This is a genomic window from Paraburkholderia podalyriae (genome assembly GCF_014397785.1).
Taxonomy (GTDB): domain Bacteria; phylum Pseudomonadota; class Gammaproteobacteria; order Burkholderiales; family Burkholderiaceae; genus Paraburkholderia; species Paraburkholderia podalyriae.
On record NZ_VZQQ01000011.1, the window covers coordinates 45,426 to 71,432 of the forward strand.

At 65.0% G+C, this 26,007-nt stretch carries 23 protein-coding genes and 1 pseudogene; 14 read left to right on the forward strand and 10 right to left on the reverse strand.

The annotated features are described in order from the left end of the window. Nucleotides 1–149 precede the first annotated feature (149 nt). Nucleotides 150–1,485 (reverse strand): annotated as a pseudogene (locus tag F6X42_RS15190) (branched-chain amino acid ABC transporter substrate-binding protein); the annotation flags it as partial. 186 nt (nt 1,486–1,671) lie between these two features. On the opposite strand from F6X42_RS15190, the gene F6X42_RS15195 reads away from it, so the two are divergent. From F6X42_RS15195 to F6X42_RS15205, 3 genes are all read left to right on the forward strand, one after another. After that, nucleotides 1,672–2,223, forward strand: a complete 552-nt coding sequence (locus F6X42_RS15195) for a hypothetical protein (protein WP_187635008.1) — start codon at nt 1,672–1,674, stop codon at nt 2,221–2,223. Nucleotides 2,224–2,452: 229 nt separating this feature from the next. Beyond that, nucleotides 2,453–3,088 carry a carbonic anhydrase gene (locus tag F6X42_RS15200; RefSeq protein WP_187635009.1) on the forward strand — a complete coding sequence of 212 codons (636 nt, stop codon included), beginning with the start codon at nt 2,453–2,455 and terminating at the stop codon, nt 3,086–3,088. Between the two features lie 109 nt (nt 3,089–3,197). Then, the gene (locus F6X42_RS15205; protein WP_187635010.1) at nt 3,198–4,760 is read left to right on the forward strand and encodes a SulP family inorganic anion transporter; all 1,563 of its coding nucleotides are present in this window, start codon (nt 3,198–3,200) and stop codon (nt 4,758–4,760) included. Nucleotides 4,761–4,885: 125 nt separating this feature from the next. On the opposite strand, the gene F6X42_RS15210 is transcribed toward F6X42_RS15205, so the two are convergent. From F6X42_RS15210 to F6X42_RS15235, 6 genes are all read right to left on the reverse strand, one after another. Then, nucleotides 4,886–6,433: a 2-isopropylmalate synthase gene (locus F6X42_RS15210; RefSeq protein ID WP_187635011.1), complete on the reverse strand. Its 1,548-nt coding sequence runs from the start codon at nt 6,431–6,433 to the stop codon at nt 4,886–4,888. 371 nt (nt 6,434–6,804) lie between these two features. Continuing rightward, nucleotides 6,805–7,677, reverse strand: coding sequence for a CDP-diacylglycerol--serine O-phosphatidyltransferase (gene pssA / locus F6X42_RS15215; RefSeq protein WP_184059340.1), 873 nt, complete (start codon nt 7,675–7,677; stop codon nt 6,805–6,807). A 24-nt stretch (nt 7,678–7,701) separates the two neighbouring features. Then, the gene (locus tag F6X42_RS15220) at nt 7,702–8,340 is read right to left on the reverse strand and encodes a phosphatidylserine decarboxylase (protein ID WP_129959634.1); all 639 of its coding nucleotides are present in this window, start codon (nt 8,338–8,340) and stop codon (nt 7,702–7,704) included. A 133-nt stretch (nt 8,341–8,473) separates the two neighbouring features. Further along, on the reverse strand, nt 8,474–9,490 hold the full coding sequence (gene ilvC / locus F6X42_RS15225) for a ketol-acid reductoisomerase (protein ID WP_008920617.1): 1,017 nt from the start codon (nt 9,488–9,490) through the stop codon (nt 8,474–8,476). Nucleotides 9,491–9,595: 105 nt separating this feature from the next. Further along, the gene (gene ilvN / locus F6X42_RS15230) at nt 9,596–10,087 is read right to left on the reverse strand and encodes an acetolactate synthase small subunit (protein ID WP_027197202.1); all 492 of its coding nucleotides are present in this window, start codon (nt 10,085–10,087) and stop codon (nt 9,596–9,598) included. A gap of 124 nt (nt 10,088–10,211) precedes the next feature. Continuing rightward, nucleotides 10,212–11,975: an acetolactate synthase 3 catalytic subunit gene (locus F6X42_RS15235; protein WP_187635012.1), complete on the reverse strand. Its 1,764-nt coding sequence runs from the start codon at nt 11,973–11,975 to the stop codon at nt 10,212–10,214. 356 nt (nt 11,976–12,331) lie between these two features. Between F6X42_RS15235 and F6X42_RS15240 the strand changes: the two genes are divergently transcribed. The 11 genes from F6X42_RS15240 to F6X42_RS15290 all read left to right on the forward strand — a co-directional run bounded on the left by F6X42_RS15240 (nt 12,332) and on the right by F6X42_RS15290 (nt 22,283). Continuing rightward, the gene (locus F6X42_RS15240) at nt 12,332–12,895 is read left to right on the forward strand and encodes an RNA polymerase sigma factor (protein ID WP_187635148.1); all 564 of its coding nucleotides are present in this window, start codon (nt 12,332–12,334) and stop codon (nt 12,893–12,895) included. Beyond that, nucleotides 12,892–13,323 carry a DUF3619 family protein gene (locus F6X42_RS15245; protein WP_187635013.1) on the forward strand — a complete coding sequence of 144 codons (432 nt, stop codon included), beginning with the start codon at nt 12,892–12,894 and terminating at the stop codon, nt 13,321–13,323. The genes F6X42_RS15240 and F6X42_RS15245 overlap by 4 nt, the downstream gene beginning before the upstream one ends. A gap of 16 nt (nt 13,324–13,339) precedes the next feature. Beyond that, complete coding sequence (locus F6X42_RS15250; protein ID WP_187635014.1) at nt 13,340–14,113, forward strand: DUF3106 domain-containing protein; 774 nt, start codon at nt 13,340–13,342, stop codon at nt 14,111–14,113. 21 nt (nt 14,114–14,134) lie between these two features. Beyond that, a complete protein-coding gene (locus tag F6X42_RS15255; protein ID WP_187635015.1) occupies nt 14,135–14,659 on the forward strand; it encodes an RDD family protein in 525 nt (174 codons plus the stop codon). Between the two features lie 154 nt (nt 14,660–14,813). Continuing rightward, complete coding sequence (locus F6X42_RS15260; RefSeq protein ID WP_187635016.1) at nt 14,814–15,755, forward strand: UDP-2,3-diacylglucosamine diphosphatase; 942 nt, start codon at nt 14,814–14,816, stop codon at nt 15,753–15,755. 48 nt (nt 15,756–15,803) lie between these two features. After that, nucleotides 15,804–16,835, forward strand: a complete 1,032-nt coding sequence (locus F6X42_RS15265; RefSeq protein ID WP_187635149.1) for a glycosyltransferase family 4 protein — start codon at nt 15,804–15,806, stop codon at nt 16,833–16,835. Nucleotides 16,836–16,857: 22 nt separating this feature from the next. Next, nucleotides 16,858–17,544, forward strand: a complete 687-nt coding sequence (locus tag F6X42_RS15270; protein WP_187635017.1) for a diacylglycerol kinase — start codon at nt 16,858–16,860, stop codon at nt 17,542–17,544. A 280-nt stretch (nt 17,545–17,824) separates the two neighbouring features. After that, complete coding sequence (locus tag F6X42_RS15275) at nt 17,825–18,550, forward strand: TetR/AcrR family transcriptional regulator (RefSeq protein WP_187635018.1); 726 nt, start codon at nt 17,825–17,827, stop codon at nt 18,548–18,550. A gap of 2 nt (nt 18,551–18,552) precedes the next feature. Continuing rightward, the gene (locus tag F6X42_RS15280; protein ID WP_187635019.1) at nt 18,553–19,140 is read left to right on the forward strand and encodes an LOG family protein; all 588 of its coding nucleotides are present in this window, start codon (nt 18,553–18,555) and stop codon (nt 19,138–19,140) included. A gap of 64 nt (nt 19,141–19,204) precedes the next feature. After that, nucleotides 19,205–19,951 (forward strand): SDR family oxidoreductase, encoded by a 747-nt coding sequence (locus F6X42_RS15285; protein ID WP_187635020.1) that lies wholly within the window; start codon nt 19,205–19,207, stop codon nt 19,949–19,951. 286 nt (nt 19,952–20,237) lie between these two features. Next, entirely contained in the window at nt 20,238–22,283 is a 2,046-nt protein-coding gene (locus tag F6X42_RS15290; RefSeq protein ID WP_187635021.1) for an ArnT family glycosyltransferase, read from the forward strand. A gap of 50 nt (nt 22,284–22,333) precedes the next feature. On the opposite strand, the gene F6X42_RS15295 is transcribed toward F6X42_RS15290, so the two are convergent. The 3 genes from F6X42_RS15295 to F6X42_RS15305 are packed head-to-tail and all read right to left on the reverse strand — an operon-like array spanning nt 22,334 to nt 25,910. Continuing rightward, entirely contained in the window at nt 22,334–22,978 is a 645-nt protein-coding gene (locus tag F6X42_RS15295; protein WP_187635022.1) for a DUF924 family protein, read from the reverse strand. Next, the gene (locus F6X42_RS15300; protein ID WP_187635023.1) at nt 22,971–23,384 is read right to left on the reverse strand and encodes a group II truncated hemoglobin; all 414 of its coding nucleotides are present in this window, start codon (nt 23,382–23,384) and stop codon (nt 22,971–22,973) included. The genes F6X42_RS15295 and F6X42_RS15300 overlap by 8 nt, the downstream gene beginning before the upstream one ends. 36 nt (nt 23,385–23,420) lie before the next feature. Next, entirely contained in the window at nt 23,421–25,910 is a 2,490-nt protein-coding gene (locus tag F6X42_RS15305) for an ABC transporter permease (RefSeq protein WP_187635150.1), read from the reverse strand. Between the last annotated feature and the right edge of the window lie 97 nt (nt 25,911–26,007).

Sequence of the window (26,007 nt, forward strand, 5' to 3'; positions counted from 1 at the left end):
TACCCGTTTCACAATTTACTGAGCCCCTTCGTGGCTGAATCGACTGAATCGGAACCCAGCCCAACAACGGGACGCGTATTGTAGCACAGCCGACTCCGGCCGCGAACCCCGGGCTGGCAAGGCGGATCGAGGGCCGCTCGCGGTGGCACAGGGCGCCGCATCCGGCAGACTGTCGGCAACACCGCGCGCTCGGCCGATAGCGCCAGCACGGTGCGGAAGCCGTACCCGGAGCCTTCGTTGTCGAAATGCACCCCGGGCGTGCCGGCCTTATCCATCTGCATCACGTAAAAGGGCTGGATCAGTTGATGATCGTCGGCGCGCATCCATGATGCGTGAAAACCGCTGTCGAAGCGTATGCCCTCGAGCGCTTTGGCGACCGCCGTCGGATCGGCGCTGCCGGCGCGGTTCATCGCGGCGGCGAGCGTTTCGATCATCAGTGGCATGCGCAGCACCGGATAGTCGTCCTGCGCGGCCGGAAAGCGCGCGCGGAACGCCGCGTACCACGCGTCGGATGCCGCGCCGCTGACGTTCGGATGCCACTCTGCCACCGCGATCACGTGACCCACGCCCGCGTCGCCGAGTGCGGACGGCGCGCCGAGGCTGTTGCCATAGAACGTGTAGAACTTCGTGTCGAGGCCCTGCTCGCGCCGCCCTCACGAGCAACGTCAGGTCGTTGCCCCAGTTCCCGGTGATCACGGCGTCCGCGCCGCTCGCGCGGATTTTTGCGACATACGGCGCGAAATCCTTGACGCGGCCGATCGGATGAAATTCGTCGCCGACCACCGCGATGTCGGGGCGCTACGCCGCAAGCGCCGAGCGCGCGAGGCTGCTCACGTCGTGGCCGAAGCTGTAATCCTGGTTCAGCAGATAGACTTTTTTTACCGCCTTGTCGCGCTCGATCACATCGGCGAGCGCGGCCATGCGCATGCCCGCGTGCGCGTCGAAGCGGAAGTGCCAGAAGCTGCAGTCCGCGTTGGTGAGCGCGAGGTCGTCGGCCGAGTAGTTGAGGAACAGTTCGCGGTTCTCCGGTTCGCGGCTGTTCTGCTTGTCGATCGCGCCGATCAGTGCTGCGGCGACCGCTGAGCTATTGCCTTGCAGGATGTAGCCGATATGGCGATCCGCGGCCGCGCGCAATTGCGTCAGCGCTTCCTCGGTGCTGCCCTTGCTGTCGAGCACCACAAGTTCGAACGGATGCGCGCCGTCCGCGAGCTTCACGCCACCGTGCGCGTTCACCTGCTCGACGCCGAAGCGCAGATTGCGCTCGACCGCCGCGCCCGCGTTCGCGAATGGGCCAGACATGCCTTCTATTAGCGCGAGCTGGATTGGCGTACCCGTAGGTTTGCCGGGGGCCGCAACGGTCCCCTGCGCGGACGCTGGATTCATGGCCATCGCCGCCCGATTCGCCGCCGCCACGCCGACTCCCGCCACCGCCATCGAAATCGCCGTCAGCGCAACCGCCGCCGCCCGTTGCCACATCGTCGTCATGGTGCCCCGCCTGAATCTTCGAAGCGCGGATCATAGGACGACGCGCGGGGAATAGGCAAGCCGGCGCATCCGTTACCGTTTCGGGGCGACGCACGTTCAGGCAGCGCCATTCATTCGCCACAGCGCGTGTCAAAATAGTGCGTCTCGATGATAAGAACCGCTATTCAAACGCCATCGGAGGAATACATGTCGAACCGCCACCACCGCACGGCGGCCTCTATCACCGCCCCGGCCGGTGCGGGTCTGCGCCGCGCCGCGCTCGTTTGCCTCAGCGTGCTTGCGCTCGCCGGCTGCGCGCAGCCGTGGCAGCAATATCAACAGGGCGCGGACGCATCGACGGTCATCGCGCGCCTCGGTCCGCCGCGCGAAACCTACGATCTGCCTGACGGTGGCAAGCGCCTGATGTGGCCGACCCAACCGATGGGCGAGACCACCACCGCCGCCGACATCGACGCGGCCGGCAAGATCGTCGGCATGCGCCAGGTGCTGCAGCCCAACGAGTTCTACCGCGCCGAAATCGGCAAATGGACGCGCAGCGACGTGCTGGTGAACTTCGGCCGCCCAGTCGAAACGTCGTACTTTCCGCTAATGAAACGCGAAGTCTGGACCTATCGCTATCTCGAAGACAACGTCTGGTACATGCTGTACAGCTTCTACTTCGACGATCAGGGCATTCTGCGCCTGACGCAGAAGACCCCCGACCCGCTGCACGACCCCGATCGCCGCAGCCTGTTCTGAGCGCTGAGCGCCCTCTTTGTAGGAAGCGCCAAAACCTCAAAAAAGCCGCCTTCGATAGGCGGCTTTTTTATTCTTTGAGCATAAAGAAGAATTTTATCCTGTTTGCGTCAACCATTTTGCGCCGGAAAGGTTATTGTAAACCCCGTTCGGGTGCCGGCCTGCGATCAACCGCGCGGCTGCTGTCGCAGTCCGGTGCCAGGTCAATTGCCTCTCTTACGGAGTTGCTACGATGAACCGTCCCAAACACCTGCTGGTCGCCAACGTCGCGTGGGCGCATGAAACCGCGACGCGCAATCCGGCATTCTTTCGCGACCTCCTGCGCGGACAGAATCCACACATCCTGTGGATCGGCTGCTCGGACAGCCGCGTGCCCGCCGAAACGATCACGCATTGCGAGCCCGGCGATCTGTTCGTCCATCGCAACATCGCCAATCTGTTTTATCCCGACGACGACAACGTCGCGAGCGTGCTCGAATACGCGGTGCGGGTGCTCAAGGTCGGCCATGTGATCGTCTGCGGCCACTACGGCTGCGGCGGCGTGCGCGCCGCGCTGCTGCCGCCAGATCCCGCGCTACCCCATGTGAACCGGCGTATCGCGCCGCTCTGCTCACTGGCAAAAACGCATCGCTCTGAACTGCACGGCGCGGCGACCGAGTCGGGTCGCGTCAACCGCCTCGCCGAGTTGAACGTGCTCGAACAGGTACGGCAGCTACGGGCTAGCCCGATCGTGCACGAGGCCGATGCGCCGCCGCTCGTGCACGGCTGGATCTTTGCGCTCGACGACGGGCGCATCAAGGTTCTCACATCCGGTTATACCGCCGACGACGCGATGACTTGCACGACCGCCGCGCACAGTGCGGCCTAGCGAAGCGCGTCGCCCGCCCCATTCGACCGCGGACGGAGCCGACAGCGGAATCGTCATCAAGCCATACCCGTTAATCGCCCGCCGCCCCTACCTCTCGCTCTTCGACAACATGAATCCTCAAACCTCTTTCGCCGCGCTCCAGCGCGACGTGCTCGCCGGCACCGCCGTTTTTCTGGTGGCGCTGCCGCTTTGCCTCGGCATCGCCCACGCATCGGGTGTCGACCCGTTTGCGGGGCTGGTGTCCGGCATCATTGGCGGGCTCGTGGTCGCCGCGCTGAGCGGCTCGCGCCTGAGCGTAAGCGGCCCGGCCGCGGGCCTCGTCGTGATCGTCGTCGACGGCATCGCGCGGCTTGGCGGCTTTTCCGCCTTCCTGCTGGCCGTCCTGCTGTCGGGCGTTATCCAGTTCGGCTTCGGCATCCTCAAGGCCGGCCGTTTCGCCGCCTACGTGCCGTCGCCGGTGATCAAGGGGATGCTCGCGGCCATCGGCGTACTGTTGATCGTCAAGCAGTTTCCCGCCGCGCTGGGCCTGTCCGGCACCGGTGCCTCCGTTCAGTCCGCGGCGGCGGTCGCAACGCCGCTCGGCACGATCTCGCCGACCGCCGTTCTGATCACGCTAATGTCGCTCGCGATCCTCGCCGGCTGGGAAACGCGCGCGCTGCGCCGCTTCGCTGTCGTGCGCATCATGCCTGCGGCGCTCGCGGTGGTGCTTCTCGGCATCGCCGCGACGCTCGCGCTGGATCTCGTCGCGCCATCGCTGGCGCCGGCCGCAGAACGACGGGTCGCGTTGCCGTCGCTCGAATCGTTTGCGGCACTGCGGGCCGCCCTCGGGTCGGCCGACTTCGGACCGCAGTTCGCCCATCTCATCAATCTCGACATATGGCGCGTTGCGGTCACGATCGCCATCCTCGCGAGCCTCGAAACGCTACTGAGCCTCGAAGCGGTCGAGCAGATCGATCCGGAGCGCCGCCGCGCGCCGCCCGATCGCGAACTCAAGGCGCAGGGCGTGGGCAATCTGATCGCAGGTGCGATCGGCGGCCTGCCGATTACTGCGGTGATCGTGCGTAGCTCCGCGAACGTGCATGCCGGCGCAAAAAGCCGGCTCTCGGCGATCGTTCATGGCGTATTGCTGCTCGTCAGCGTGTTCGCGCTCACGAGCGTGATCAACCTGATCCCGCTCGCCTGCCTTGCCGCGATCCTGATCTTCACCGGGTTCAAACTCGCCAAGCCGTCGTTGTTCGCCGGGCTCGCGCGACAAGGATTCGCGCCGTTCGCACCGTTTGTCGTCACTCTCGTGGGTGTGCTCGCCACCGACCTGCTGATCGGCATCGTGCTCGGCATCCTGTGCAGCATGCTGTTCGCGCTGTATGCCAACCTGCGCGGCCCGATCGTGCTCGCGCAGCATGGCGATCACTACCTGCTGTCGTTTCGCAAAGACGTGTCGTTTCTTGGCAAGGTGCCGCTCAAGCACTATCTGCAGCAGATTCCGGATGGCGCCACCGTTATCGTCGACGCGACGCGCGCCGATTTCGTCGATCATGACGTGCGCGAGCTGCTGGACGCGTTCGTCGCCGATGCGCCCCGCCGCGGCATCAGCGTCGACGTCAAATATCAGGTCCGCGAGCACGCGCGCGCAACGCGCGGCTGGTCCCTGCGACGCACGGCGGCGGAGTGATTCCTAGATATCGCGTCACCGCGCCCGCGCGGTGACGGCGAAAAAAAGCCCCGCGTGCCAGGCACCGCGGGGCTACTGCTTCGCTCTCACTCGAGATTGCGCGCTACCCGCGCAGCAAGCTCGCGTTACTCCGAGCGCTGCGGATTCAACTTGTCCGCACTCGAATACAGCTTGTTGAGCGCCGAAAAATACGCCTTCGCAGATGCCGCGACGATATCCGGATCGGTGCCCACACCGTTGACGATGCGTCCGCTTTTCGACAGCCGCACGGTGACTTCACCCTGCGCCTGCGTGCCAGTCGTGATCGCGTTCACCGAGTACAGCAGCAACTCGGAGCCGCTGCCCACTTCCGTTTCGATCGCGTTGAGCGTGGCGTCGACCGGGCCGTTGCCGCGCGCTTCGCCGGTGATCTCTTTACCCTCCACCGAGAACACGACCTTCGCGTGCGGCTGCTCGCCGGTTTCCGAATGCTGCGACATCGACAGGAACTTGTAGTGCTCTTTCTCGTGCGCTTCCGCCGATTCCTCGTTGACGATCGCGATGATGTCTTCGTCGAAAATCTCCGCCTTGCGATCGGCGAGCTCCTTGAAGCGCGCGAACGCGGTGTTCAGTTCGGCTTCGCTTTCGAGCGCGATGCCTAGCTCCTGCAGCCGCTGCTTGAATGCGTTGCGGCCCGACAGCTTGCCGAGCACGATCTTGTTCGCGGACCAACCCACGTCTTCCGCGCGCATGATTTCGTAGGTGTCGCGCGCCTTCAGCACGCCATCCTGATGGATGCCCGACGCGTGCGCGAATGCGTTCGCGCCGACCACTGCCTTGTTCGGCTGCACGACGAAGCCAGTGATCTGCGACACGAGCTTCGAGGCCGGCACGATTTGCGTCGTATCGAGGCCGACGTCGAGTCCGAAATAATCCTTGCGGGTCTTCACCGCCATCACAATTTCTTCGAGCGATGTATTGCCCGCGCGCTCGCCGAGACCGTTGATCGTGCATTCGACCTGGCGCGCGCCGCCCAGCTGCACGCCGGCGAGCGAATTCGCGACCGCCATGCCGAGGTCATTGTGGCAATGCACGGAGAACACCGCCTTGTGCGAGTTCGGAATGCGCTCGCGCAGCGTCTTCACGAGCTGGCCATAGAGTTCCGGCACGCCGTAGCCGACCGTGTCCGCGATGTTGATCGTGGTCGCGCCCTCGGCGATCACCGCTTCGAGCACTCGGCACAGGAAGTCCATATCCGAGCGACTGCCGTCTTCCGGTGAGAATTCGACGTCGTCGGTGAACTTGCGCGCGAAACGCACCGCGAGCTTCGCCTGCTCGAATACCTGCTCGGGCGTCATGCGCAGCTTCTTCTCCATGTGCAGCGGCGACGTCGCGATGAACGTGTGAATGCGGAAACGTTCGGCGGCCTTCAATGCGTCGGCGGCCCGCTGAATGTCCTTGTCGTTTGCGCGCGCGAGCGAGCAGATCGTGCTGTCCTTCACGAGACCCGCGATCGTATGGATCGCGTCGAAGTCGCCGTTCGAACTGGCCGCGAAGCCCGCTTCGATCACGTCGACTTTCATCCGCTCGAGTTGCTTGGCGATGCGGATCTTCTCTTCCTTCGTCATCGACGCGCCGGGCGATTGCTCGCCATCGCGCAGCGTGGTGTCGAAAATGATCAGTTTGTCGGACATGTCGGGCCTCCTCGGGAGTCGTTCAGATGTGGGACTTTGGTTTTGGAATGGGACGATGGGCGCCGCCGCTGGCGAGGTAGGGCGATCGCGATGGTCGCCGCCGGTGCGGACGGAACGCAAAAAAGCATAAGGGCGTGAACGAAGCGTGATGGCGCGGCGCAGCGAACGGTCTCGCCGACCCGGCAAAATCGGCCACACTCACGTACTGATCCGACGACTATAGCGGCATTCCAGCGACCGCGCAATGCGCGCCGGCACGGCCTGCGGCGCGGTCCGAAGCGACCTCGTAAGGGCAGGAATCAACAAAAAACGGCAGCTCGTGAGCTGCCGTTTTTTTCGTACGTCGCTGCGATGCAGCGTGGTTCAGACCGTCACCGGTCATGCGAGATCGAACGCGCCGGATTGGCCCTGCCGCGCACTGCCTGATACGCCCAGAACACGTAGCCGGACAGACCGTACAGCACGAACAGACCGAACAGCATTAACGGCGGATCGGACGACACCAGCACGAACGCGACCACCACCAGCAGGATCACGCCGAACGGCACGCGATGCCGCACGTCGAGTGCCTTGCCGCTGTAGAACGGCGCGTTGGACACCATCGTCACGCCCGCATAGATGGTCAGCACGAACGCGACCCACGGCAGCCAGACGAGCTTCAGCGGCACGCGGTTGTCGGTGGCAAGCCACACGAAACCGGCGATCAGCGCCGCCGCGGCCGGGCTCGGCATGCCTTGGAAAAAACGCTTGTCGACCACGCCGATATTCGTGTTGAAACGCGCAAGCCGCAGCGCCGCGCCCGAGCAATAGACGAACGCGGCGAGCCAGCCCCATCGCCCGAGGTCTTTGAGGATCCACTCGTACATCACGAGCGCGGGCGCAACACCGAACGACACCATGTCGGACAGGCTATCGAACTGCTCGCCGAACGCGCTTTGCGTATGCGTCATGCGCGCGACGCGGCCGTCCATGCCATCGAGCACCATCGCGACGAAGATCGCGATCGCCGCGATCTCGAAGCGCACGTTCATCGCTTGCACGACAGCGAAGAAGCCGCAGAACAGCGCAGCCGTGGTGAACGCGTTCGGTAGCAGGTAGATGCCGCGTTTTCTGAGGAACTGCTGACGCTGCGCGCGCCGGCTGTCAGCGACCGGCGACTCCGTGACCACCGGCGGCTTGTTGCGGCGAAACGGCCGCGGCAGCGGTCCGCTGCTACGGGGTCGACGCGGTTTGAATGCGGCCATTCGGACAACCTCCTGTATGCCGCTTTACAGCTCGGCGAGGATCGTGGACGACGCCGACACCTTCTCGCCGATCGACACGCGCGGACGGCTGCCCACCGGCAGATACACGTCGACGCGCGAACCGAAGCGGATGAATCCGTAACGCTGGCCGCGGGTCAGCGGCTCGCCTGCACGGACGTAGCAAAGAATGCGCCGCGCAATCAGCCCGGCGATCTGCACCGACGTGACCGTCTGGCCGCCGGCCATTTCGATCACGACCGCGTTGCGCTCGTTCTCGAGTGAGGCTTTATCGACCGCCGCGTTCAGATAGGCGCCAGGAAAGTATTCGACCTTCGAGATTGCACCGTCGACGGGCGAGCGCTGCGAGTGCACGTTGAACACGTTCATGAACACACTGATCTTCAGCGCTTCGCGATTCGCATAAGGGTCATGCGCGGTTTCGACCGCGACGATACGACCGTCGGCGGGACATAGCACCGCGTTGGCCTGCGTCGGAATGGGACGCGCCGGGTCGCGGAAGAACTGCACGACGAAGATCAGGATCAGCCAGAAGAGCCACGCAATGCCGAACCCCGCGAAGGCGTGAACCAGTAATGCAACGACGGCCGCGATGGCGATGAACGGCCAGCCTTCTCGCGCGATGATCGGATGAGGGTAATTCATGGATGGCTTCTGTGTTTTTGTAAAACCATAGGATAGCAAAAGCCGCCCAGGGTTCAGCACCCTTGGACGGCCTTTTGACTGTTCCGGCCGCCGCGCCGAAAGCGCCGCGCCGGACCTCGTTACGTCGAGACCCTTAGTTCTTCGACTGGTCGACGAGCTTGTTCTTCGCGATCCACGGCATCATCGCGCGCAGCTTCGAGCCAACCTGCTCGATCTGGTGCTCGGCCGTCAGACGGCGACGCGATTGCAGCGTCGGCGCGCCAGCCTTGTTCTCGATGATGAAGCTCTTCGCGTACTCGCCGGTCTGGATGTCGGTCAGCACGGCCTTCATCGCCTTCTTCGTTTCAGCGGTCACGATCCGCGGACCCGTCACGTACTCGCCGTACTCGGCGTTGTTCGAGATCGAGTAGTTCATGTTCGCGATGCCGCCTTCGTAGATCAGATCGACGATCAGCTTCAGTTCGTGCAGGCACTCGAAGTACGCCATTTCCGGCGCGTAACCCGCTTCGACCAGCGTTTCGAAGCCGGCCTTGATCAGGTCGACGGTACCGCCGCACAGCACAGCCTGCTCGCCGAACAGGTCGGTTTCGGTTTCTTCGCGGAAGTTCGTTTCGATGATGCCGGCACGGCCGCCGCCGTTAGCCGCGGCGTACGACAGCGCGATGTCGCGCGCCGCGCCCGACTTGTCCTGCGCAACCGCGATCAGGTGCGGCACGCCGCCACCTTGCGAGTAGGTGCCGCGAACCGTGTGGCCCGGCGCCTTCGGCGCGATCATGATGACGTCGAGGTCGGCACGCGGGATCACCTGGCCGTAGTGAACGTTGAAGCCGTGCGCGAACGCGAGCGCTGCGCCCTGCTTGATGTTCGCGTGGACTTCCTTCGCGTATACGTCGGCGATCTGCTCGTCCGGCAGCAGCATCATGACGACGTCCGCGCCCTTGACCGCTTCCGCGACTTCCTTCACTTGCAGGCCGGCGTTTTCAGCCTTGCTCCACGATGCGCCGCCCTTGCGCAGACCGACCGTGATATTCACGCCGCTTTCCTTGAGGTTCAGCGCGTGCGCATGGCCTTGCGAGCCATAGCCGATGATGGTGACCTGCTTGCCCTTGATGAGGGAGAGATCGGCGTCCTTGTCGTAGAAAACTTTCATGTCGGTTCCTTGGCTAGATTCGATGATTCACAGAAATTCAGGTACGGCGAAATTGGTGCTGCGGGCCGGGGGATGCCGCGTTGCCCGGCCTTGCGAAACGCGACGTCAGACCTTCAGAATGCGCTCGCCGCGACCGATGCCCGAGCTGCCCGTGCGGACCGTCTCGAGAATCGCCGTGGAGTCGAGCCCGTCGATGAAGGCGTCGAGCTTGTCGCTCGCCCCCGTCAATTCGATCGTGTAGGTCTTTTCGGTGACGTCGATGATGCGGCCGCGGAAAATGTCCGCCATCCGCTTCATCTCCTCACGTTCCTTGCCGACCGCCCTCACCTTGATCAGCATCAGCTCGCGTTCGATATGGGCGCCCTCGGTAAGGTCGACCACTTTCACCACCTCGATCAGGCGGTTCAGATGCTTCGTGATCTGTTCGATCACGTCGTCCGAGCCAACGGAGACGATGGTCATGCGCGACAGCGAACGGTCTTCGGTCGGCGCCACCGTCAAGGTTTCAATGTTGTAGCCGCGTGCCGAGAACAGCCCCACCACGCGCGACAGCGCGCCCGGTTCGTTTTCCAGCAGGACGGAAATGATGTGTCTCATGTTTCGCTTCTTCCAGATGTTTTGTCGATGTCCGCGAGCGGAGCGGCGCCGCTTCGCCTGCCCTCGCCTTTTGTGAAGGCGCGCATCGCGAAGCCGGCGCTGGAATTATCCAGACGCCCCGTCGTTAAAGATCTTCCGAACCCATGAGCATCTCGGTGATGCCCTTGCCGGCCTGGACCATCGGCCAGACGTTTTCGGTCGGATCGGTCTGGAAGTCGAGAAACACCGTGCGATCCTTCAGGCGCAGCGCTTCCTTCAGCGCCGGTTCGACATCGGCGGTACGCTCGATGCGCATGCCCACGTGACCGTACGCTTCGGCGAGCTTCACGAAGTCCGGCAGCGCATCCATGTACGAATGCGAATAGCGCTTGCTGTATTCGATCTGCTGCCACTGGCGCACCATGCCCAGATAGCGGTTATTTAGCGAAATGATCTTGATCGGCAGCTCGTACTGCTTGCAGGTCGACAGCTCCTGGATGCACATCTGGATTGAACCTTCGCCCGTGATGCACAGCACGTCGTCGTCCGGATGGGCCATCTTCACACCCATCGCGGCCGGCAAGCCGAAGCCCATCGTACCGAGCCCCCCGGAGTTGATCCAGCGACGCGGCTTATTGAACTTGTAGAACTGCGCGGCCCACATCTGGTGCTGGCCGACGTCGGAGCACACGAACGCGTTGCCGTCGGTCAGCTCCCACGCCTTTTCGACCACATACTGCGGCTTGATGATGTCGCTCTTGCGGTCGAACTTGAGACAGTCTTTCGCGCGCCAGCCTTCGATGTCCTTCCACCAGTCGGCGAGCGCCGCGGTGTCCGGGCCATGCTCGGCCGTCTGCAACTGCTCGATCAGTTCCTTCAGCACTTCCTTGACGTCGCCGACGATCGGGATGTCGACTTTGACGCGCTTGGAAATGGAAGAGGGATCGATGTCGATATGGATGATCTTGCGCGGCCGCGACGCGAAGTGATTCGGATCGCCGATCACGCGGTCGTCGAAGCGCGCGCCGATCGCGATCAGCACGTCGCAGTGCTGCATCGCCATATTGGCTTCGTACGTGCCGTGCATGCCGAGCATGCCGAGGAATTTCTTGTCGCTCGAGCGGTAGCCGCCCAGACCCATCAGCGTATTGGTGACTGGATAGCCGAGCAGATCGGCGAACTGGTTCAGCTCACGCGACGCATCCGCGAGCACGATGCCGCCGCCGGTGTAGATATAGGGGCGCTTTGCCGACAGCAGCAGCGACACCGCCTTGCGGATCTGACCGGAGTGGCCCTTCGTGACCGGGTTGTATGAGCGCAGCGAAACGCTCTTGATCGGCTCGTATTGGCACGGCGTCTTCGACACGTCCTTCGGAATGTCGATCAGCACTGGGCCGGGACGGCCGGTACGGGCGATGTAGAAAGCTTTCTTGACGGTGGCGGCGAGATCGCGCACGTCCTTCACGAGGAAGTTGTGCTTCACGCAGGGACGCGTGATGCCGACCGTGTCGCATTCCTGGAATGCATCCTGACCGATCGCGGCAGTCGGCACCTGGCCGCTGATCACGACCAACGGGATCGAATCCATGTAGGCGGTGGCGATGCCGGTCACTGCATTGGTGACGCCGGGGCCAGAGGTCACGAGACACACGCCGACCTTGCCGGTGGAGCGCGCGTAGGCGTCGGCAGCATGCACGGCGGCCTGTTCGTGGCGCACGAGCACATGCTGGAATTTGTCCTGCTTGTACAGCTCGTCGTAAATGTAGAGTACCGAGCCGCCGGGATAGCCCCAGATGAACTCGACGTCTTCGTCGGCCAGTGCCTTCATGAGCACGGTGGCGCCGATAGAGTCTGCTTCGTGATGGGGGGTCGTATCCGACGTGGAGAATTCCGCGCTGGGCATATTCATTGATTGACCTTTCGAATTTTCGGCAAAAAATTGATCGGGTGCTCTCTGCCGGGCTTGTGGCTCGGGTTCAAGCGGCGCGTCCAGTTGACAGGCGGGCTTCTTGGGCCCCACCTCAATTGAGACAACTCACTTATGTTGCGAACCTGCGACGATAGCGGCTGCCACGCTGGTGGTCAAGCAAATATTGCCGTGGCTCGCGCGCCGGAGCCCGCGACCGGGTGGAACGTCGACCGTCAGGCAAATGCAAGCTTCGAGCGGGTTTCGCCCTATCGGAGCAAAAGTTTGTTAGCATCCGCGAGTTTTACGACATTTTTCGACCGATTACGCGCACGCTTGCTGCGCCGACCCCCACACGGATGGCATCAGACAAGGAACTCGCCGATTTTCTGGCGGGCGTCGAAAGGCGCGCATTCAAGCAGACGGTCTACGCCGTGCGGGACGACGATGCGTCCCTCGACATCGTGCAGGACGCGATGATCAAGCTCGCCGAGAAATACGGCGACCGTCCGGCTGCCGAGCTACCGCTATTGTTTCAGCGTATTCTGCAGAATGCGACGCACGACTACTTCCGCCGGGCCAAAGTACGCAACACATGGGTTAGTCTGTTCTCGTCGCTTGGCAATGCCGACGACGACGAATTCGATCCGCTGGAAACCCTTGCGGCCGAGACGGGTTCAACCGCCGCGGAGAGCAACGAACAGAAGCTGGAACGCGAGCAGGTCCTGCAGTTGATCGACGACGAAATCCAGAAATTACCGGCACGTCAACGGGAGGCGTTTCTCATGCGTTATTGGGAGGATATGGATGTCGCCGAGACTGCCGCCGCAATGGGCTGCTCCGAAGGCAGCGTGAAAACGCACTGCTCGCGGGCCACCCACACGCTGGCGCAAGCGCTCAAGGCGAAAGGAATTACGCTATGAGCTCCCTCGAAAACACAGAACTCGGGTTTGCGCGTCAACTGCGTCGCGCGCTCGACGAAACCACCGCCAGCCTCCCTCTTGCCACCGTCGACCGGCTCGCCGCCGCGCGTCGCGTCGCGCTGGCTCGCAAGAAGCCCGAAGCCGTCAGTGCACCGGCGTTCGTGCCCGCGTTCGCCGGCATGCCACCCCGGATGGCGGGACTGCCGCAAGGAGGTCTGGAGCCGCGCCGGCGCTGGCCGCTGCGCCGCTTCGCGCTCGCGTGGCCGCTCGCCGCGCTGGTCGTGAGCCTGGTCGGCATCGCGTACTGGGAAGACCACCAGCGCACCGCCGAACTCGCCGATATCGATGCCGCCATGCTAAGCGACGACCTGCCGCTCAATGCCTATCTCGACCACGGCTTTAACGCGTATCTTTCACGCGCCCACTGAGCGGGAGATTCCTCGGGTGAGTTACAAGCGCGGCCTGGCCGTTGTTTTCGGATGCACGATCGCGGCACTGGTGTCGTTTGCCGCGACGTATCCGCGCTTTCACCCGAGCCCGTCGTCGGCAGCCAATCCGTCGCCCGGTGTCAACGTCGCCGCGCCTGCGCCCCCACCCCAACTGTCCGTTGAATTGCCCGGCCTGCCGGGTAGCAATAGCCCGCTCGCGTGGTCGCGTCTGAGCGCCGCCGACCATGCCGCGCTCGCGCCATTCGCATCGCAATGGGATTCCTTTAGCGACGAACGCAAGCGCAAATGGATCAAGATCGCATCCCGATACGCGAAGATGTCGCCGGACGCGCAAAAGCGCCTGCATGAGCGCATGAGTGAATGGGTACGCATGACGCCCGAACAGCGCCGTGTCGCGCGCGAGAACTACCAGGTTTCGAAGCAGTTGCCGCGCGAGGCGCGCCAGAACGCGTGGAAAGCGTACCAACAGTTGCCCGAAGAAACGAAGGAGCGGCTCGCCGCCAGTGAGCACAAGCGGCGCCCTAGCGTCGTCAGCGCGCTGCCGTCGGGCCGCAACGAGATCAAGGGCATCGACCGGCTCGTGAACGCGCGCGAGCACGCCTCCGGCGCCAGCGGTGCCGCGGTGGCGAACCCGGCGCCAGCCGCCTCGGCAGCGGCCGCGGCCCCGCTGCCAGCGTCGCCCGCGATTCCGGCGGCGGGCAGCTTCGTGCCGGCAACGCCGCTGCCAGTGTCGCCGGCAGAAGCGCCGGCAATCTTCCACGGCTCCTGATTCCGATTTCGAGCCCGTTACGTGTCCCAGCCGCTTGCCCCTCCGAACCTGCCCGCCGCCGCACCCGGCGGCACGGCGCCCACCGTCCGGCGACGGCTGGCGGCACTGCTCTATGAAGCGGTCATTCTGTTCGGCGTCGTGTTCCTCGCCGGCTATCTGTTCAGCACGCTGACGCAGCAGCGTAACGGACTCGCGCATCACAATCTGCTCGCCGCCTGGATTGGCATCGTGGTTGGGGTGTACTTCGTCTGGTTCTGGACGCATGGTGGCCAGACGCTGCCGATGAAAACCTGGCGGTTACGGGTGGTCGGCGCTGATGATGCGCCGGTTTCGGTCGGGCGGGCGATTGGGCGGTATTTGTTTGCGTGGTTGTGGTTTTTGCCGCCGCTGGCGTTGCATCCGATGCTTGGGTTGCCCGTGCCGCAGACGCTTGCTGTTGCGGGTGTCTGGTTCGTGGTGTGGGCGGCAAGTGGGCGGTTTGATCCGCAGCGGCGGTTTTTACATGATCGGCTTGCGGGGACGCGGGTAGTTGCCGTTATGCGCTGAACGCGCGTCTCTTGGCTTTGTTCCTTGCGGTGTTGGCCAGAACAACGAAAAAACAGGCCCGCCAGGCCCGCCGTAATAAGAACTTCTCATGACTGTCACGCCGCAGTCACGCGCGCCCGGCCCAATACGGGCACCGCCACTCGACGCGTGAGCCATGGACCCCAATACGTCCGCGACTTCCCTGTTTCGTCAAACCGACCCGAGCGTCGACCCCGTCGCGTTCCGGCCCGCCCCGGGTTCTACCCATCACGGCCTGCCGCTGCCGGCGACGCCATCACTCGATGCCCACGCCGGCCATCCCGACGACAGCCACGACGATCCGCACCGTTATCGCACGATCTGGCTTTCGGATATCCACCTCGGCTCGAGCGGCTGCCAGGCAGGCTATCTGCTCGACTTTCTGCGCCATAACGAATCGGAGTACCTGTATCTGGTCGGCGACATCATCGACGGCTGGCAGTTGAAGAAAGGCTGGTACTGGCCGCAGGCGCACAACGACGTCGTGCAGAAAGTGCTGCGCAAGGCGCGCAAAGGCACCCAGGTCATCTACGTGCCCGGTAATCACGACGAAGCCGCGCGCCAGTTCTGCGATCTCGCGTTCGGCGACATCCACGTGCGCGGCGAAGCGTTTCACACGACGCTCGCCGGCAAGCGGCTGTGGATCGTCCACGGCGATCTGTTCGACGGCGTGATCCAGCACGCGAAATGGCTCGCCTATCTGGGCGACACGCTGTACACGATGATTCTGGTGCTGAACCGCTGGTTCAACCGGATCCGCAGCAAGCTCGGCTTTCCTTACTGGTCGCTGTCGCAATACCTGAAGCATCAGGTCAAGAACGCCGTCAACTTCATCTCGTCGTTCGAACGCGTGATGACCGACGAAGCGCGTCGCCGCGGCTGCGACGGCGTCGTCTGCGGGCACATCCACAAGGCCGAGATGCGCGAGATCGACGGCGTGCTCTATTGCAACGATGGCGATTGGGTCGAGAGTCTGTCGGCGCTCGTCGAGACTTATGAAGGCGAGCTCAAGGTGATCTTCTGGACCGCGCTGCGCGCGCCCCAGGCGGGCACGCAAAAAGCCCGCGCCACTGCCTGAGCACGTCCACTCTCTACTTCCACAGGGCCCGCAGCGATGAACAACGCGATGAAGATCATGATCGTCACCGACGCATGGGAGCCGCAGGTCAACGGGGTCGTGCGCACGCTGAAGAACACGCGGCGCGAACTCACCGCGCTCGGCCATCAGGTCGATCTGCTGACACCGCTCGAATTCCGCACCATCCCGTGCCCCACTTATCCGGAGATACGCTTGTCGCTGTTGCCGCGCCGCCGGGTGCGCGAGCGCATCGACCGTTTCGCGCCCGACGCATTGCACATCGCGACCGAAGGTCCGCTCGGCATGGCCGCGCGCGCGTATGCGCTGGAGCATAAGCTGCCGTTCACGACCGCGTATCACACGCGCTTTCCCGAATACGTGCAGGCGCGCTTTCGCATCCCGCTCGCGGCAACCTACAAATTTCTGCACTGGTTCCACAAACGGTCGCTCGCGGTGATGGCGCCGACGCCCGTCGTCAAGCAGGACCTCGAGAAGTTCGGCTTCACGAACGTCGTGCTGTGGACGCGCGGCGTCGATCTCGAGATCTTCCGCCCGATGGACTCGAAGGTGCTCAACACCGCTCGGCCGATCTTCCTGTACGTCGGACGCGTGGCGGTCGAGAAAAACGTCGAGGCATTTTTGCAGCTCGATCTGCCCGGCTCGAAGTGGGTCGCGGGCGAGGGTCCGGCGCTCGCCGAGCTGAAGTCACGCTATCCGCAGGTCAACTATCTAGGCGTGCTGTCGCAGGCCGAACTCGCGAAAGTCTACGCGGCCGCCGACGTCTTCGTGTTTCCGAGCCGCACCGACACGTTCGGGCTCGTGCTGCTCGAAGCGCTCGCATGCGGCACGCCGGTGGCCGCCTATCCGGTCACGGGCCCGATCGACGTGCTCGGCGACGGCGGCGCCGGTGCGATGCATGAGGATCTGCGCGAAGCCTGTCTCGAAGCACTGAGGATCGATCGAGCGGAGGCGCGCGCGTGGGCCGAGCGTTTCTCGTGGGCGGCGGCGTCCGCGCAATTCGCCACGCATTTGAAGCCGCTGCGCGGCGCGACGTATCGCGAGGAAAGCGCCGCCGCGTGACGCGGCGCGCGCGGAGCTATTCATGCGAAGCAGTCGATCCAGCGCTGAAGGCGCGTCGAACGGCGCGCTACGCGCCGTCGAGTCCGCCCGCGACACCACGAGCATCGAACCGTTCGACGATGTACGCGAGCCGGGTGTGACCGGGCACACGGATGTCACGCCCCGGGTGAACGGCGCCAACAAGCCGATCAAGGGCGACACGCACGTCGCAGAGGACGCGCAACGCAACGCTGCGCACGACTCGACTCACGACTCGACCCGCGACGCCCCTCACGAACCGCTCAGCCCCGACGACCCCCTCGCCCCACTGCCCTTCAACCCCTACAAAGGCAACCGCGGCCTCACGCGCGCGTGGCATGCGATGAAAAACTCGCTGGCCGGCTTTCGCGTCGCGATTCGTGAGGAAAGTGCGTTTCGTCAGGAACTCACGCTGGCCGCGATCCTGATCCCGTGCGGCCTCGTCGTGCCTGTCGATCCCGTGTCGCGCGTATTGCTGCTCGGCTCGGTGCTGCTGGTGCTGATCGTCGAGCTGCTCAATTCCAGCGTCGAAGCGGCGATCGACCGGATCTCGCTGGAACGCCACGAGTTGTCGCGCCGCGCGAAGGACCTCGGCAGCGCGGCCGTGATGGTCGCACTCGGCATGTGTCTGATGACGTGGGGGGTGATCGTCGGGCCGCTTGTCGTCGGCTGGATTCGTGCGTGGCTTTGATGGCTCGATGTGGGTTGCAGCGCGCGCCCGGCCACGTCCCATGGAATGGAAATCCGCACCGCCGGTTGGGTATTAGAACGCTCGGTTTATAATCGTTCGATGGTCTCACAGGACAGCGCCGGCGCAACGCAACACCGTCGGACCTCATCCTGCCCTTTCGAGGGGCCCGCCGCATGGCGGTGGGTTCGGGAGCGCTCAAAATACCAACCGCGTCCGGGTGGAGCACGCAGCAGCGGCACGCCGCCGCGCGCCCAGCCCGGCATAACCAGGGCCGGACGACATGGAAGCCAAACCTCCCCGCCGCACGCGCGAACGGATTCTCGAACTGTCGTTGAAGCTGTTCAACGAAATCGGCGAGCCGAACGTCACGACGACGACGATCGCCGAGGAAATGGAAATCAGTCCAGGCAACCTGTACTACCACTTCCGCAACAAAGACGACATCATCAACAGCATCTTCAGCCAGTTCGAGCAGGAGATCGAGAAGCGTCTGCGTTTCCCCGACGACCATCGCGCGACCATCGACGAAATGTGGTCGTACCTGCAGTACATGGTCGATTTCACGTGGCGCTACCGCTTCCTGTACCGCGACCTGAACGACCTGCTCGCGCGCAACCGCACGCTCGAGACGCACTTCAAGCAGATCATCAGCCACAAGGTGCGCTTCGCGAGCCAGTTCTGCGAGCAGCTCGTCGCCGACGGCGAAATGGTCGCGACGCCGCAGGAATTGGAGGTGATCGCGACCAACGTCGGCGTGATCGGCACGTACTGGCTGTCATATCAGTTCGTGATGAATCCGCGCAAATACAACGAGCAGGAAGCAATCCGCGAGGAGTTGCATCAGGTGAGCGTGCAGATCGTCTCGCTGATGGCGCCCTACCTGCGCGGCCGCTCGCGGCAGCTCTTCGACGACCTCGTCTCGGGCAAGCTGCCCAAGCGCGAGTTCTACGACTACCTGCCCCCCCGTGAAGGCGCCGCGCCTCGCAACGAATCCAAGGACAGTTGAGCATGAAGTCGGTGTGTGTGTATTGCGGCTCCTCGATGGGAGCCAAACCGTTGTATGCGCAGGCGGCGCGCGCCTTCGGCCGCGCGCTGGTCGAGGCCGATCTCGCGCTCGTCTACGGCGGCGGCAAGGTGGGGCTGATGGGCGTCATCGCCGATATCGTGATGGCCGAAGGCGGCCGCGCGATCGGCGTGATTCCCGAACTGCTGGTCAGCAAGGAAGTGGGCCATAACGGCCTGACCGACCTGCACGTGGTGCCCGACATGCATCATCGCAAGAAGATGATGGCCGAGCTGTCCGATGCGTTCGTCGCGATGCCCGGCGGCGCGGGCACGCTCGAGGAGCTGTTCGAGGTCTTCACGTGGGCGCAGCTCGGCTACCACGGCAAACCGGTTGCACTTCTCAACACCGGCGGCTTCTACGAGCCGCTGATCCGCCTGCTTCAACACACGGTCGACGAAGGCTTCTTGCGCAAGACCTATCTCGACATGCTGCAGATCGACGCCGATCCGCTCGCGCTGATCGGCAAGCTGCAACGCTACGCGCCGCCCGCGCGCGACAAATGGGCGGCGGTGCAAAGCGACGCGGTCTGAATCCCGCTTGGTCGAACCCGAGCGAGGCGAGCCGCGCGTACAGCGTTCCCTCCATGAGGTTGCGATGACGAAAGCTGTTCTGATCACCGGCGGCAGCCGGGGCATTGGCCGCGCCACCGCGCGTCTGCTTGGCGCGCGCGGCTGGTGCGTCGGCGTGAACTACGTGCGTGAGCTCGCCGCCGCGCAGCAGACGGTCGCCGAGGTCGAACACGCGGGCGGCCGAGCGGTGCCGATCGCCGGCGATGTCGCGAACGAAGCCGACGTGACCGGCATGTTCGATACACTGCAGCAAGCCTTCGGCCGCATCGATGCGCTCGTCAACAACGCCGGCATCGTCGCGCCATCGAGTCAGCTCGCCGATATGGACTTCGCGCGTCTGAAACGCATGTTCGACGTCAACGTGCTCGGCGCGTATCTGTGCGCGCGCGAAGCGGCGCGTCGCCTGTCGACCCAGCGCGGTGGCGCGGGCGGCGCGATCGTCAATGTTTCGTCGGCGGCGGCGCGGCTCGGTTCGCCGAACGAATACGTCGACTATGCGGGGTCGAAAGGCGCCATCGACACGATGACGCTCGGCCTCGCGAAAGAGCTCGGCCCTCAAGGCGTGCGCGTGAACGCGGTACGTCCGGGCCTGATCGACACTGAGATCCATGCGAGCGGGGGCAAGCCCGAGCGCGCCGCGCAACTGGGCGCGACCACGCCGCTCGGCCGCCCCGGCCGCGCGGGCGAAGTCGCCGAGGCCATCGTGTGGCTGCTCAGCGACGCCGCCTCATACGTGACGGGCGCGCTGTTCGACGTCGCCGGCGGCCGCTGAGCGAGGGCCGCGCGAGAGCGGCCGCAAGCGTCAAACGCAAAGCGCGGTCCGCTACGGCCTCGCGTTTTTCAGCGCTCCCATCTCTCTGCTGTCGTGCTACGAATCCGCGTCGATCTATCGTGAAACCGACACAGCCGCGCGTCCGAATACGCGCGCCTCTCTGCATCTGTAACCTTCAGTAATAATGCCGCGCTACAATCGACCAGATCGTATGCATCCGCAGGCGACGCAAGCAAAAACATAAGTACGAGGCCAGCGCCGCCGCGTACGCTGACCAGAGAGTTCCATGCAAGACAAGCAGCCCGCGCGCTGGCGCGCGCACGATGCCAGCGCGACGACCTCGGCCGCGCCAGCAGGCGGCGCGCATGAGGCCGCGCTGTCCGGCAGCACCGCGCACCCGCTTACCGGCGCGCAAACGCAGCCGGCAGTTGCGGATCCCGCGGCGTCGGCCGCAGCGATGCACAGTGCCGACACCGCCCAGGCATCGGGCTCCGCCGTTTCCGCCGACCGCGCGACGCGCGGCCTGCAGCGTTGGCACGCGCTCGCGGCGATCCGTCCCCTGCTGTGGCTCGTCGCGCTGGCGATCCTGTGCGCGTGGCTGATCCCAGGCATTCTCGGCCACGAGCCGTGGAAGCAGGACGAAACCTACACGTTCGGCATCGTCCAGCACATGCTCGATACCGGCGACCTCGTCGTGCCAACCAATGCCGGCCAGCCCTTCGTCGAAAAGCCGCCGTTCTACGACTGGGTCGCCGCCGGCCTCGCGTGGATGTTCGGCCGCTATCTGCCGCTGCACGATGCGGCACGGCTCGCGAGCGCGCTGTTCGCGGCCCTGACGGTGTACTACACCGCGCGCGTCGCGCGTCGCGCGGTCGATGCGTCGAGCTGGTTCGACCTGCGCGTGATCGGCACGCTCGCGCTGTTCGGCGGCACGCTCGCCGTCGTCAAGCACGTGCACGACATGATGACGGATGTCGCGCTGATGGCCGGCACCGCGCTCGGCTTTTGCGGACTGTTCGAACTCGTTCTCGTGCATCTGCGTGACGACCCGCGCGCCGCGTCGTATTTTCCGATGCATGCGCAGGCCGCGAGGCTGACCAAACCGCTCGATGCCCGCGAGCGGCGTCACGCGATCTTCAGCGGCGCGGCGATGTTCGGTGCGGGCATCGGCGTGTCGCTGCTGGCGAAGGGACTGTTCGTACCGCTCGTGTTCGGCGCGACCACCTGCGCGGCACTGCTGCTCTATCCCGCATGCCGCAGCCGCCGCTTCGCGGGCGCGCTCGGCCTCGCCGCGCTCATCTGCGCGCCGTTCGCGCTCATCTGGCCGATCTGCTTCTACCTGCGCTCCGAGGCACTCTTCAAGGTGTGGCTATGGGATAACAACGTCGGGCGCTTCTTCGGTTTTTCGGTTGCCGAGCTCGGCTCGGAAAACGAGAGCCGCCTGTTCGTGCTGCGCACCGTGCTGAGCGTCGGCTTTCCGGTCGTGCCGCTCGCGCTGGCCGCGCTCGCCGGCGGTGCGTGGCGGCGCTGGCGCGATCCGCGCGTCGCGTTGCCGGTGCTGTTCTCGGGCATCGGCTTCGCGGTGCTGCAAAGCTCGGCGACGGTCCGCGAGCTGTACATCCTGCCGTTCATCGCGCCACTCGCGCTGGTCGCGATGCAGGGCGTCGAGCGCTTGCCGACGCGGCTGCATACCGGCTGGGATATGACCAGCCGAGTGCTGTTCGGCAGCGCGGCCGCACTCGTGTGGATCGCCTGGTCGACCATGACGAGCCCGGCGAGCACGCATGCGTCGCTGCATCTGCTCGGCCGCTGGCTGCCGCTCGACTGGGTGCTGCCGATTTCGCCCGCGATGATCGTCGGCGCGCTGATTCTGACGATCGGCTGGCTGTGGCTGCTGCCGTCGTTCAAGCACGCGGGCAAATGGCGCGGCGCGCTCAGCTGGTGCGCGGGCGCGATGCTCGTCTGGGGGCTCGTCAGCACGCTGCTGCTGCCGTGGCTCGACTACGCGAAAAGCTACCGCTCGGTGTTCCAGGACCTCGGCGCGAAGATGGATATCGAATGGAACGACGGCGACTGCATGGCGAGCGCCGGACTCGGCGAATCCGAAGCGCCGATGCTCTACTACTACACCGGCATCGAGCATCAGCCGAGCGAAGATCCGCGCACTACCGCCTGCACGTGGCTGATCGAGGAAAGCCGCCACGACAACGCGCGGCCGCCGGCCGGCGAATGGCGACTGTTCTGGTCCGGCGCGCGGCCGGGCGATTCCGATGAGCTATTGCGCGTGTTCGTGCGCACGCCGGTGGCAGGCAAGCTGCACGGCAGCCACTAGAGCCGCGCCACGCGTCGCACCGGCCGCGTGGCCCGCGCGTGCGCGTTGATTCAGAACGACGAACCGGACTCGTGCAGGAACGCGATCTCCTCGTCGCTCGATTGCCGCCCGAGCAACACGTTGCGGTGCGGAAAGCGGCCAAACCGCTCGATGACTTTCGCGTGGCGCAGCGCGTACTGATAGTAGCCCTCACCGCCCGGCTCCTGCGCGAGCTGCTTGAACAGACGCAGCGACTCCTGCTGGCTCGCGAGCGTTTCATCGTGCTCGAACGGCAGATACGCGAACGCGCGGTGCTGCGCATCCGGCAACAGTCGATCGGCGCCGCTCGTGACCATCCGTTGAGCGGATTGCAGCGCCTTGTTGTCGGTCGCGAAGGCGCGCCGCGTATTGCGATGGCAGTTGCGCGAAAACTGGTCCAGCACGATGACGAGCGCCAACGCGCCCAACGGCGTGAGCTGCCATGCGTCGAGCTCACCCGCGTTTGCCGCATCGATCAGCTTACCGAACCGTTCGCGCAGCATCGTATCGACGGAGTCATCGCGTTTGAACCAGAGCTTGCGCTCTGTGCCGTGTTCCGGCGTGCCCGGCGCACCGAACCAGCAATCGAGAACCTCGCGCGCCCGCGGCGCAAGCGCCGCATAGTCGGCTTCGAACGAGTACGGTGCCGAGGTGGCGTGGTGCGGCGTGTCAGCCATTGCGGTTGCGCATCCAGTCGGCGGTTTCGAAGAACGAGCCGAGCAGGCGCTCGCGCAGCGGACCCGGCAAACCGGTATCCGCCATCGCCCACGCCATGCACCTCAGCCACTGATCGCGCTCGCTCGACGCGATCGCGAATGGCAGATGCCGCGCGCGCAGACGTGGATGACCAAAGCGGCTGATGTAATGATCGGGTCCGCCGAGCCAACCGCACAGGAACCAGAACAGCTTGTCGCGCGAACCCTCGAGCGACGCCGGATGCAGCGCGCGAATCCCGGCGAAATCCGCTTCGAGATCCATCAGGTCGTAAAACCGGTCGACCAGTTCGCGAACGCGCGCCTCGCCGCCCACCAGTTCGAAGGCCGTCGGCTTGTCCGAGGACACCTCATCGTTCAAATCGCTCATACCCTGCTCAACAGCAAAGAAACACCAGAAAAAAACTCACGCGTCGCGCAGCGATTGCAGCGCCGGCCGCGCCAACACATGGCGCAGGCTCAGCCACCCGCCGACACCCGCACACGCGATGCCAGCGGCAACGCCCGCCGGCAGCAGCCACGGATCGAAGTCCAGATAGAACTCGAACACGTGGGTGGCCAGCACCGAGCCGACGATCTGCGCGCCGAGCGCCGCCATCAGGCCGGCAAGCGCGCCGACCGCGACGAATTCGGCCACCTGCACCGCACGCACCTGACGATGCGACGCGCCCAACGCGCGCAGCAGCGCGGATTCTCGCATACGCTCGTCGCGCGTGCCGGCGAGCGCCGCGTACAGCACCAGCACGCCGGCCGCGAGCGTGAACGCGAACAGGAACTGCACCGCGCCGATCACCTGCTGCAAGACGCGCTGCACCTGGGCGAGGATCGGGCCGGTATCGATCGCGGTCAGATTCGGATATGCGCCGATCAGCCCGTCGATCGTCGACTGTTTGTTCGGCGGTAAATGGAAGCTCGTGATGAACGTCGCCGGGAAGTCCTGCAACGCGGCAGGCGGCATCAGTACGAAGAAGTTGACCTTGAACGAACCCCAGTCGAGCTTGCGCATGCTCGTCACCGGCGCCTCGACCGTGAGGCCGGTCACGTCGAAGCGCAACACGTCGCCGGGCTTCACGTTGATCAGCTTCGCGAGACCCTGCTCGATCGATATCTGCGGCTTCGTCGTCTCGCCGAACCAGCTACCCGCGGCGATCCGGTTGTCGTCGGGTAAATGCGTCGTGTAGGACAGGTTGAACTCGCGGTCCACCAGTCGCCGCGCGTCCTCGCCCTTGAACGAATCCGGGTTGACCGCGCGGCCGTTGATCGCGACGAGCCGCCCGCGCACCATCGGCGACAGCGCCGGGGCGGCGATGCCGTGCGCGTCCAGATACTGCGTGACCGCGTCGCGCTGATCGGGCTGGATGTCGATGATGAACTCATTGGGCGCATCGGGCGGGGTCGATTTGCGCCAGCCCTGCACGAGGTCGTTGCGCGTCATCGCGATCAGCAGCAGGCACATCAGGCCGATGCCGAGCGCGGTGATCTGCAGCGCGCTGGTGCTGCTGCGCCGCTCCAGCGACGCCAGCGCATAGCGCCAGCCGATGCCCGCATTGACGCGCTCGCTGCGTACCAGCCGCGCGGCGCCCCACAACGCGAGCCGCGCGATGCCGGCGAACACCAGCAGCCCGCCCGCGAAACCGCCCGCGACGATGCCGCCGAGCTTCAATTCCCCGGCGGCGAGAATCAGCAGCCCCGCGAACAGCACGATGCCGAACGCGTAGGCGGCCCATGCGGTGCGTCCCGCTTCGCCCCATTCACGGCGCAGCACGCGCACCGGCGGCACGCGCGTGAGCGGCAACAGCGGCGGCAGCGCGAAGCCGAGCAGCAGCACGAGTCCGGCCGCGATGCCCTCGAGCGCGGGCCACAGCGTCGGCTGCGGCAGCACCACGTCGATCAGGCCGCCGAGCCAGGTCAGCAGCGCGAGATGCCCGAGATACCCGAGCGCCACGCCGAGCACGCCGCCGATCACGCCGAGCCCGACGAATTCGAGCGTGAACAGCGCGCGCAGCGCGGCCTGGCTCACGCCAAGACAGCGCATTGCCGCGCAGCCGTCGAGATGCCGGCGCATGTAGCGGTGCGCGGCCATCGCGATCGCGACGGCCGCGAGCAGCGCGGTCAGCAGCGACACGAGCGTCAGGAAATGGCCCGCGCGATCGAGCGTCTGACGCACCTGCGGCTGGCCGTCTTGCAGCGACTCGAGCGCGACACCGCGCATCTTGCCGCCGTCGACACGGTCATGCGCGAATTGCGCGAAGCGCGCGACCGCGTCGTCGGAACCGGCCACCAGCAGCCGGTACGTGACGCGGCTGCCATAGGTGATCAGGCCGGTCGACGGTACGTCAGCGGCGTTCAGCATCAGGCGCGGTGAAAAGTTGACGAACGAAAAGCCGCGGTCGAGCTCGCGCGTGATCAGCGCGCCGACCGTGAAGCTGCGATTGCCGACCTTCACCGCATCGCCGATCTTCAGCTTCAGCGCGTCGAGCAACGCCTGGTCGACCCATACGGTGCCCGGCGCCGGAATCGAGGCCGCCGGATGATCGGCCGCACCCGGCGCCGGCGCAATGCGCAACGCGCCGCGCAGCGGATAGCCCGGCGACACCGCCTTGACGGCGGCGAGCCGCGACGCCGGTGGCGCGCCGGTCGATTTGATCATGCTCGGGAAGATCGCCGTGGTGGCGGTGCGCAGGCCGAGGGCATGCGCGTGGGCGGCGAATTGCGGATCAACCGGATGATCGGCGCGCACGATGAAGTCGGCGGCGATCATGCGCCGCGCGTCGCGCTCGAGCCCCTGATGCAGGCGGTCGCCCAGAAACCCGACGCTCGACAACGCCGCGACCGCCAGCACGAGCGCGAGCAGCAACATGGTCAGCTCGCCCGCGCGCCAGTCGCGCGCCGTCATCCGTATCGCCTGGCGCCACAGATCGATGCCACCAAGCCGCCGCGCCGGCCTCGTGTCAGCGCGCGTGCTTGAACCCGCGTTAGATCCCGGTAGTGCT

Excerpts from the sequence above, each read along its gene's own strand:
- F6X42_RS15280 (WP_187635019.1), top strand. The coding sequence starts at position 18,553 with ATGAAGTCGGTGTGTGTGTATTGCGGCTCCTCGATGGGAGCCAAACCG.
- F6X42_RS15270 (WP_187635017.1), top strand. The coding sequence starts at position 16,858 with ATGCGAAGCAGTCGATCCAGCGCTGAAGGCGCGTCGAACGGCGCGCTA.
- F6X42_RS15295 (WP_187635022.1), bottom strand. The coding sequence starts at position 22,978 with ATGGCTGACACGCCGCACCACGCCACCTCGGCACCGTACTCGTTCGAA.
- pssA (WP_184059340.1), bottom strand. The coding sequence starts at position 7,677 with ATGGCCGCATTCAAACCGCGTCGACCCCGTAGCAGCGGACCGCTGCCG.
- F6X42_RS15195 (WP_187635008.1), top strand. The coding sequence starts at position 1,672 with ATGTCGAACCGCCACCACCGCACGGCGGCCTCTATCACCGCCCCGGCC.
- F6X42_RS15235 (WP_187635012.1), bottom strand. The coding sequence starts at position 11,975 with ATGAATATGCCCAGCGCGGAATTCTCCACGTCGGATACGACCCCCCAT.
- F6X42_RS15240 (WP_187635148.1), top strand. The coding sequence starts at position 12,332 with ATGGCATCAGACAAGGAACTCGCCGATTTTCTGGCGGGCGTCGAAAGG.
- F6X42_RS15285 (WP_187635020.1), top strand. The coding sequence starts at position 19,205 with ATGACGAAAGCTGTTCTGATCACCGGCGGCAGCCGGGGCATTGGCCGC.
- F6X42_RS15290 (WP_187635021.1), top strand. The coding sequence starts at position 20,238 with ATGCAAGACAAGCAGCCCGCGCGCTGGCGCGCGCACGATGCCAGCGCG.
- F6X42_RS15205 (WP_187635010.1), top strand. The coding sequence starts at position 3,198 with ATGAATCCTCAAACCTCTTTCGCCGCGCTCCAGCGCGACGTGCTCGCC.
- F6X42_RS15275 (WP_187635018.1), top strand. The coding sequence starts at position 17,825 with ATGGAAGCCAAACCTCCCCGCCGCACGCGCGAACGGATTCTCGAACTG.
- F6X42_RS15265 (WP_187635149.1), top strand. The coding sequence starts at position 15,804 with ATGAAGATCATGATCGTCACCGACGCATGGGAGCCGCAGGTCAACGGG.
- F6X42_RS15200 (WP_187635009.1), top strand. The coding sequence starts at position 2,453 with ATGAACCGTCCCAAACACCTGCTGGTCGCCAACGTCGCGTGGGCGCAT.
- F6X42_RS15245 (WP_187635013.1), top strand. The coding sequence starts at position 12,892 with ATGAGCTCCCTCGAAAACACAGAACTCGGGTTTGCGCGTCAACTGCGT.
- F6X42_RS15260 (WP_187635016.1), top strand. The coding sequence starts at position 14,814 with ATGGACCCCAATACGTCCGCGACTTCCCTGTTTCGTCAAACCGACCCG.
- ilvC (WP_008920617.1), bottom strand. The coding sequence starts at position 9,490 with ATGAAAGTTTTCTACGACAAGGACGCCGATCTCTCCCTCATCAAGGGC.
- F6X42_RS15305 (WP_187635150.1), bottom strand. The coding sequence starts at position 25,910 with ATGACGGCGCGCGACTGGCGCGCGGGCGAGCTGACCATGTTGCTGCTC.
- F6X42_RS15220 (WP_129959634.1), bottom strand. The coding sequence starts at position 8,340 with ATGAATTACCCTCATCCGATCATCGCGCGAGAAGGCTGGCCGTTCATC.
- F6X42_RS15300 (WP_187635023.1), bottom strand. The coding sequence starts at position 23,384 with ATGAGCGATTTGAACGATGAGGTGTCCTCGGACAAGCCGACGGCCTTC.
- F6X42_RS15210 (WP_187635011.1), bottom strand. The coding sequence starts at position 6,433 with ATGTCCGACAAACTGATCATTTTCGACACCACGCTGCGCGATGGCGAG.
- ilvN (WP_027197202.1), bottom strand. The coding sequence starts at position 10,087 with ATGAGACACATCATTTCCGTCCTGCTGGAAAACGAACCGGGCGCGCTG.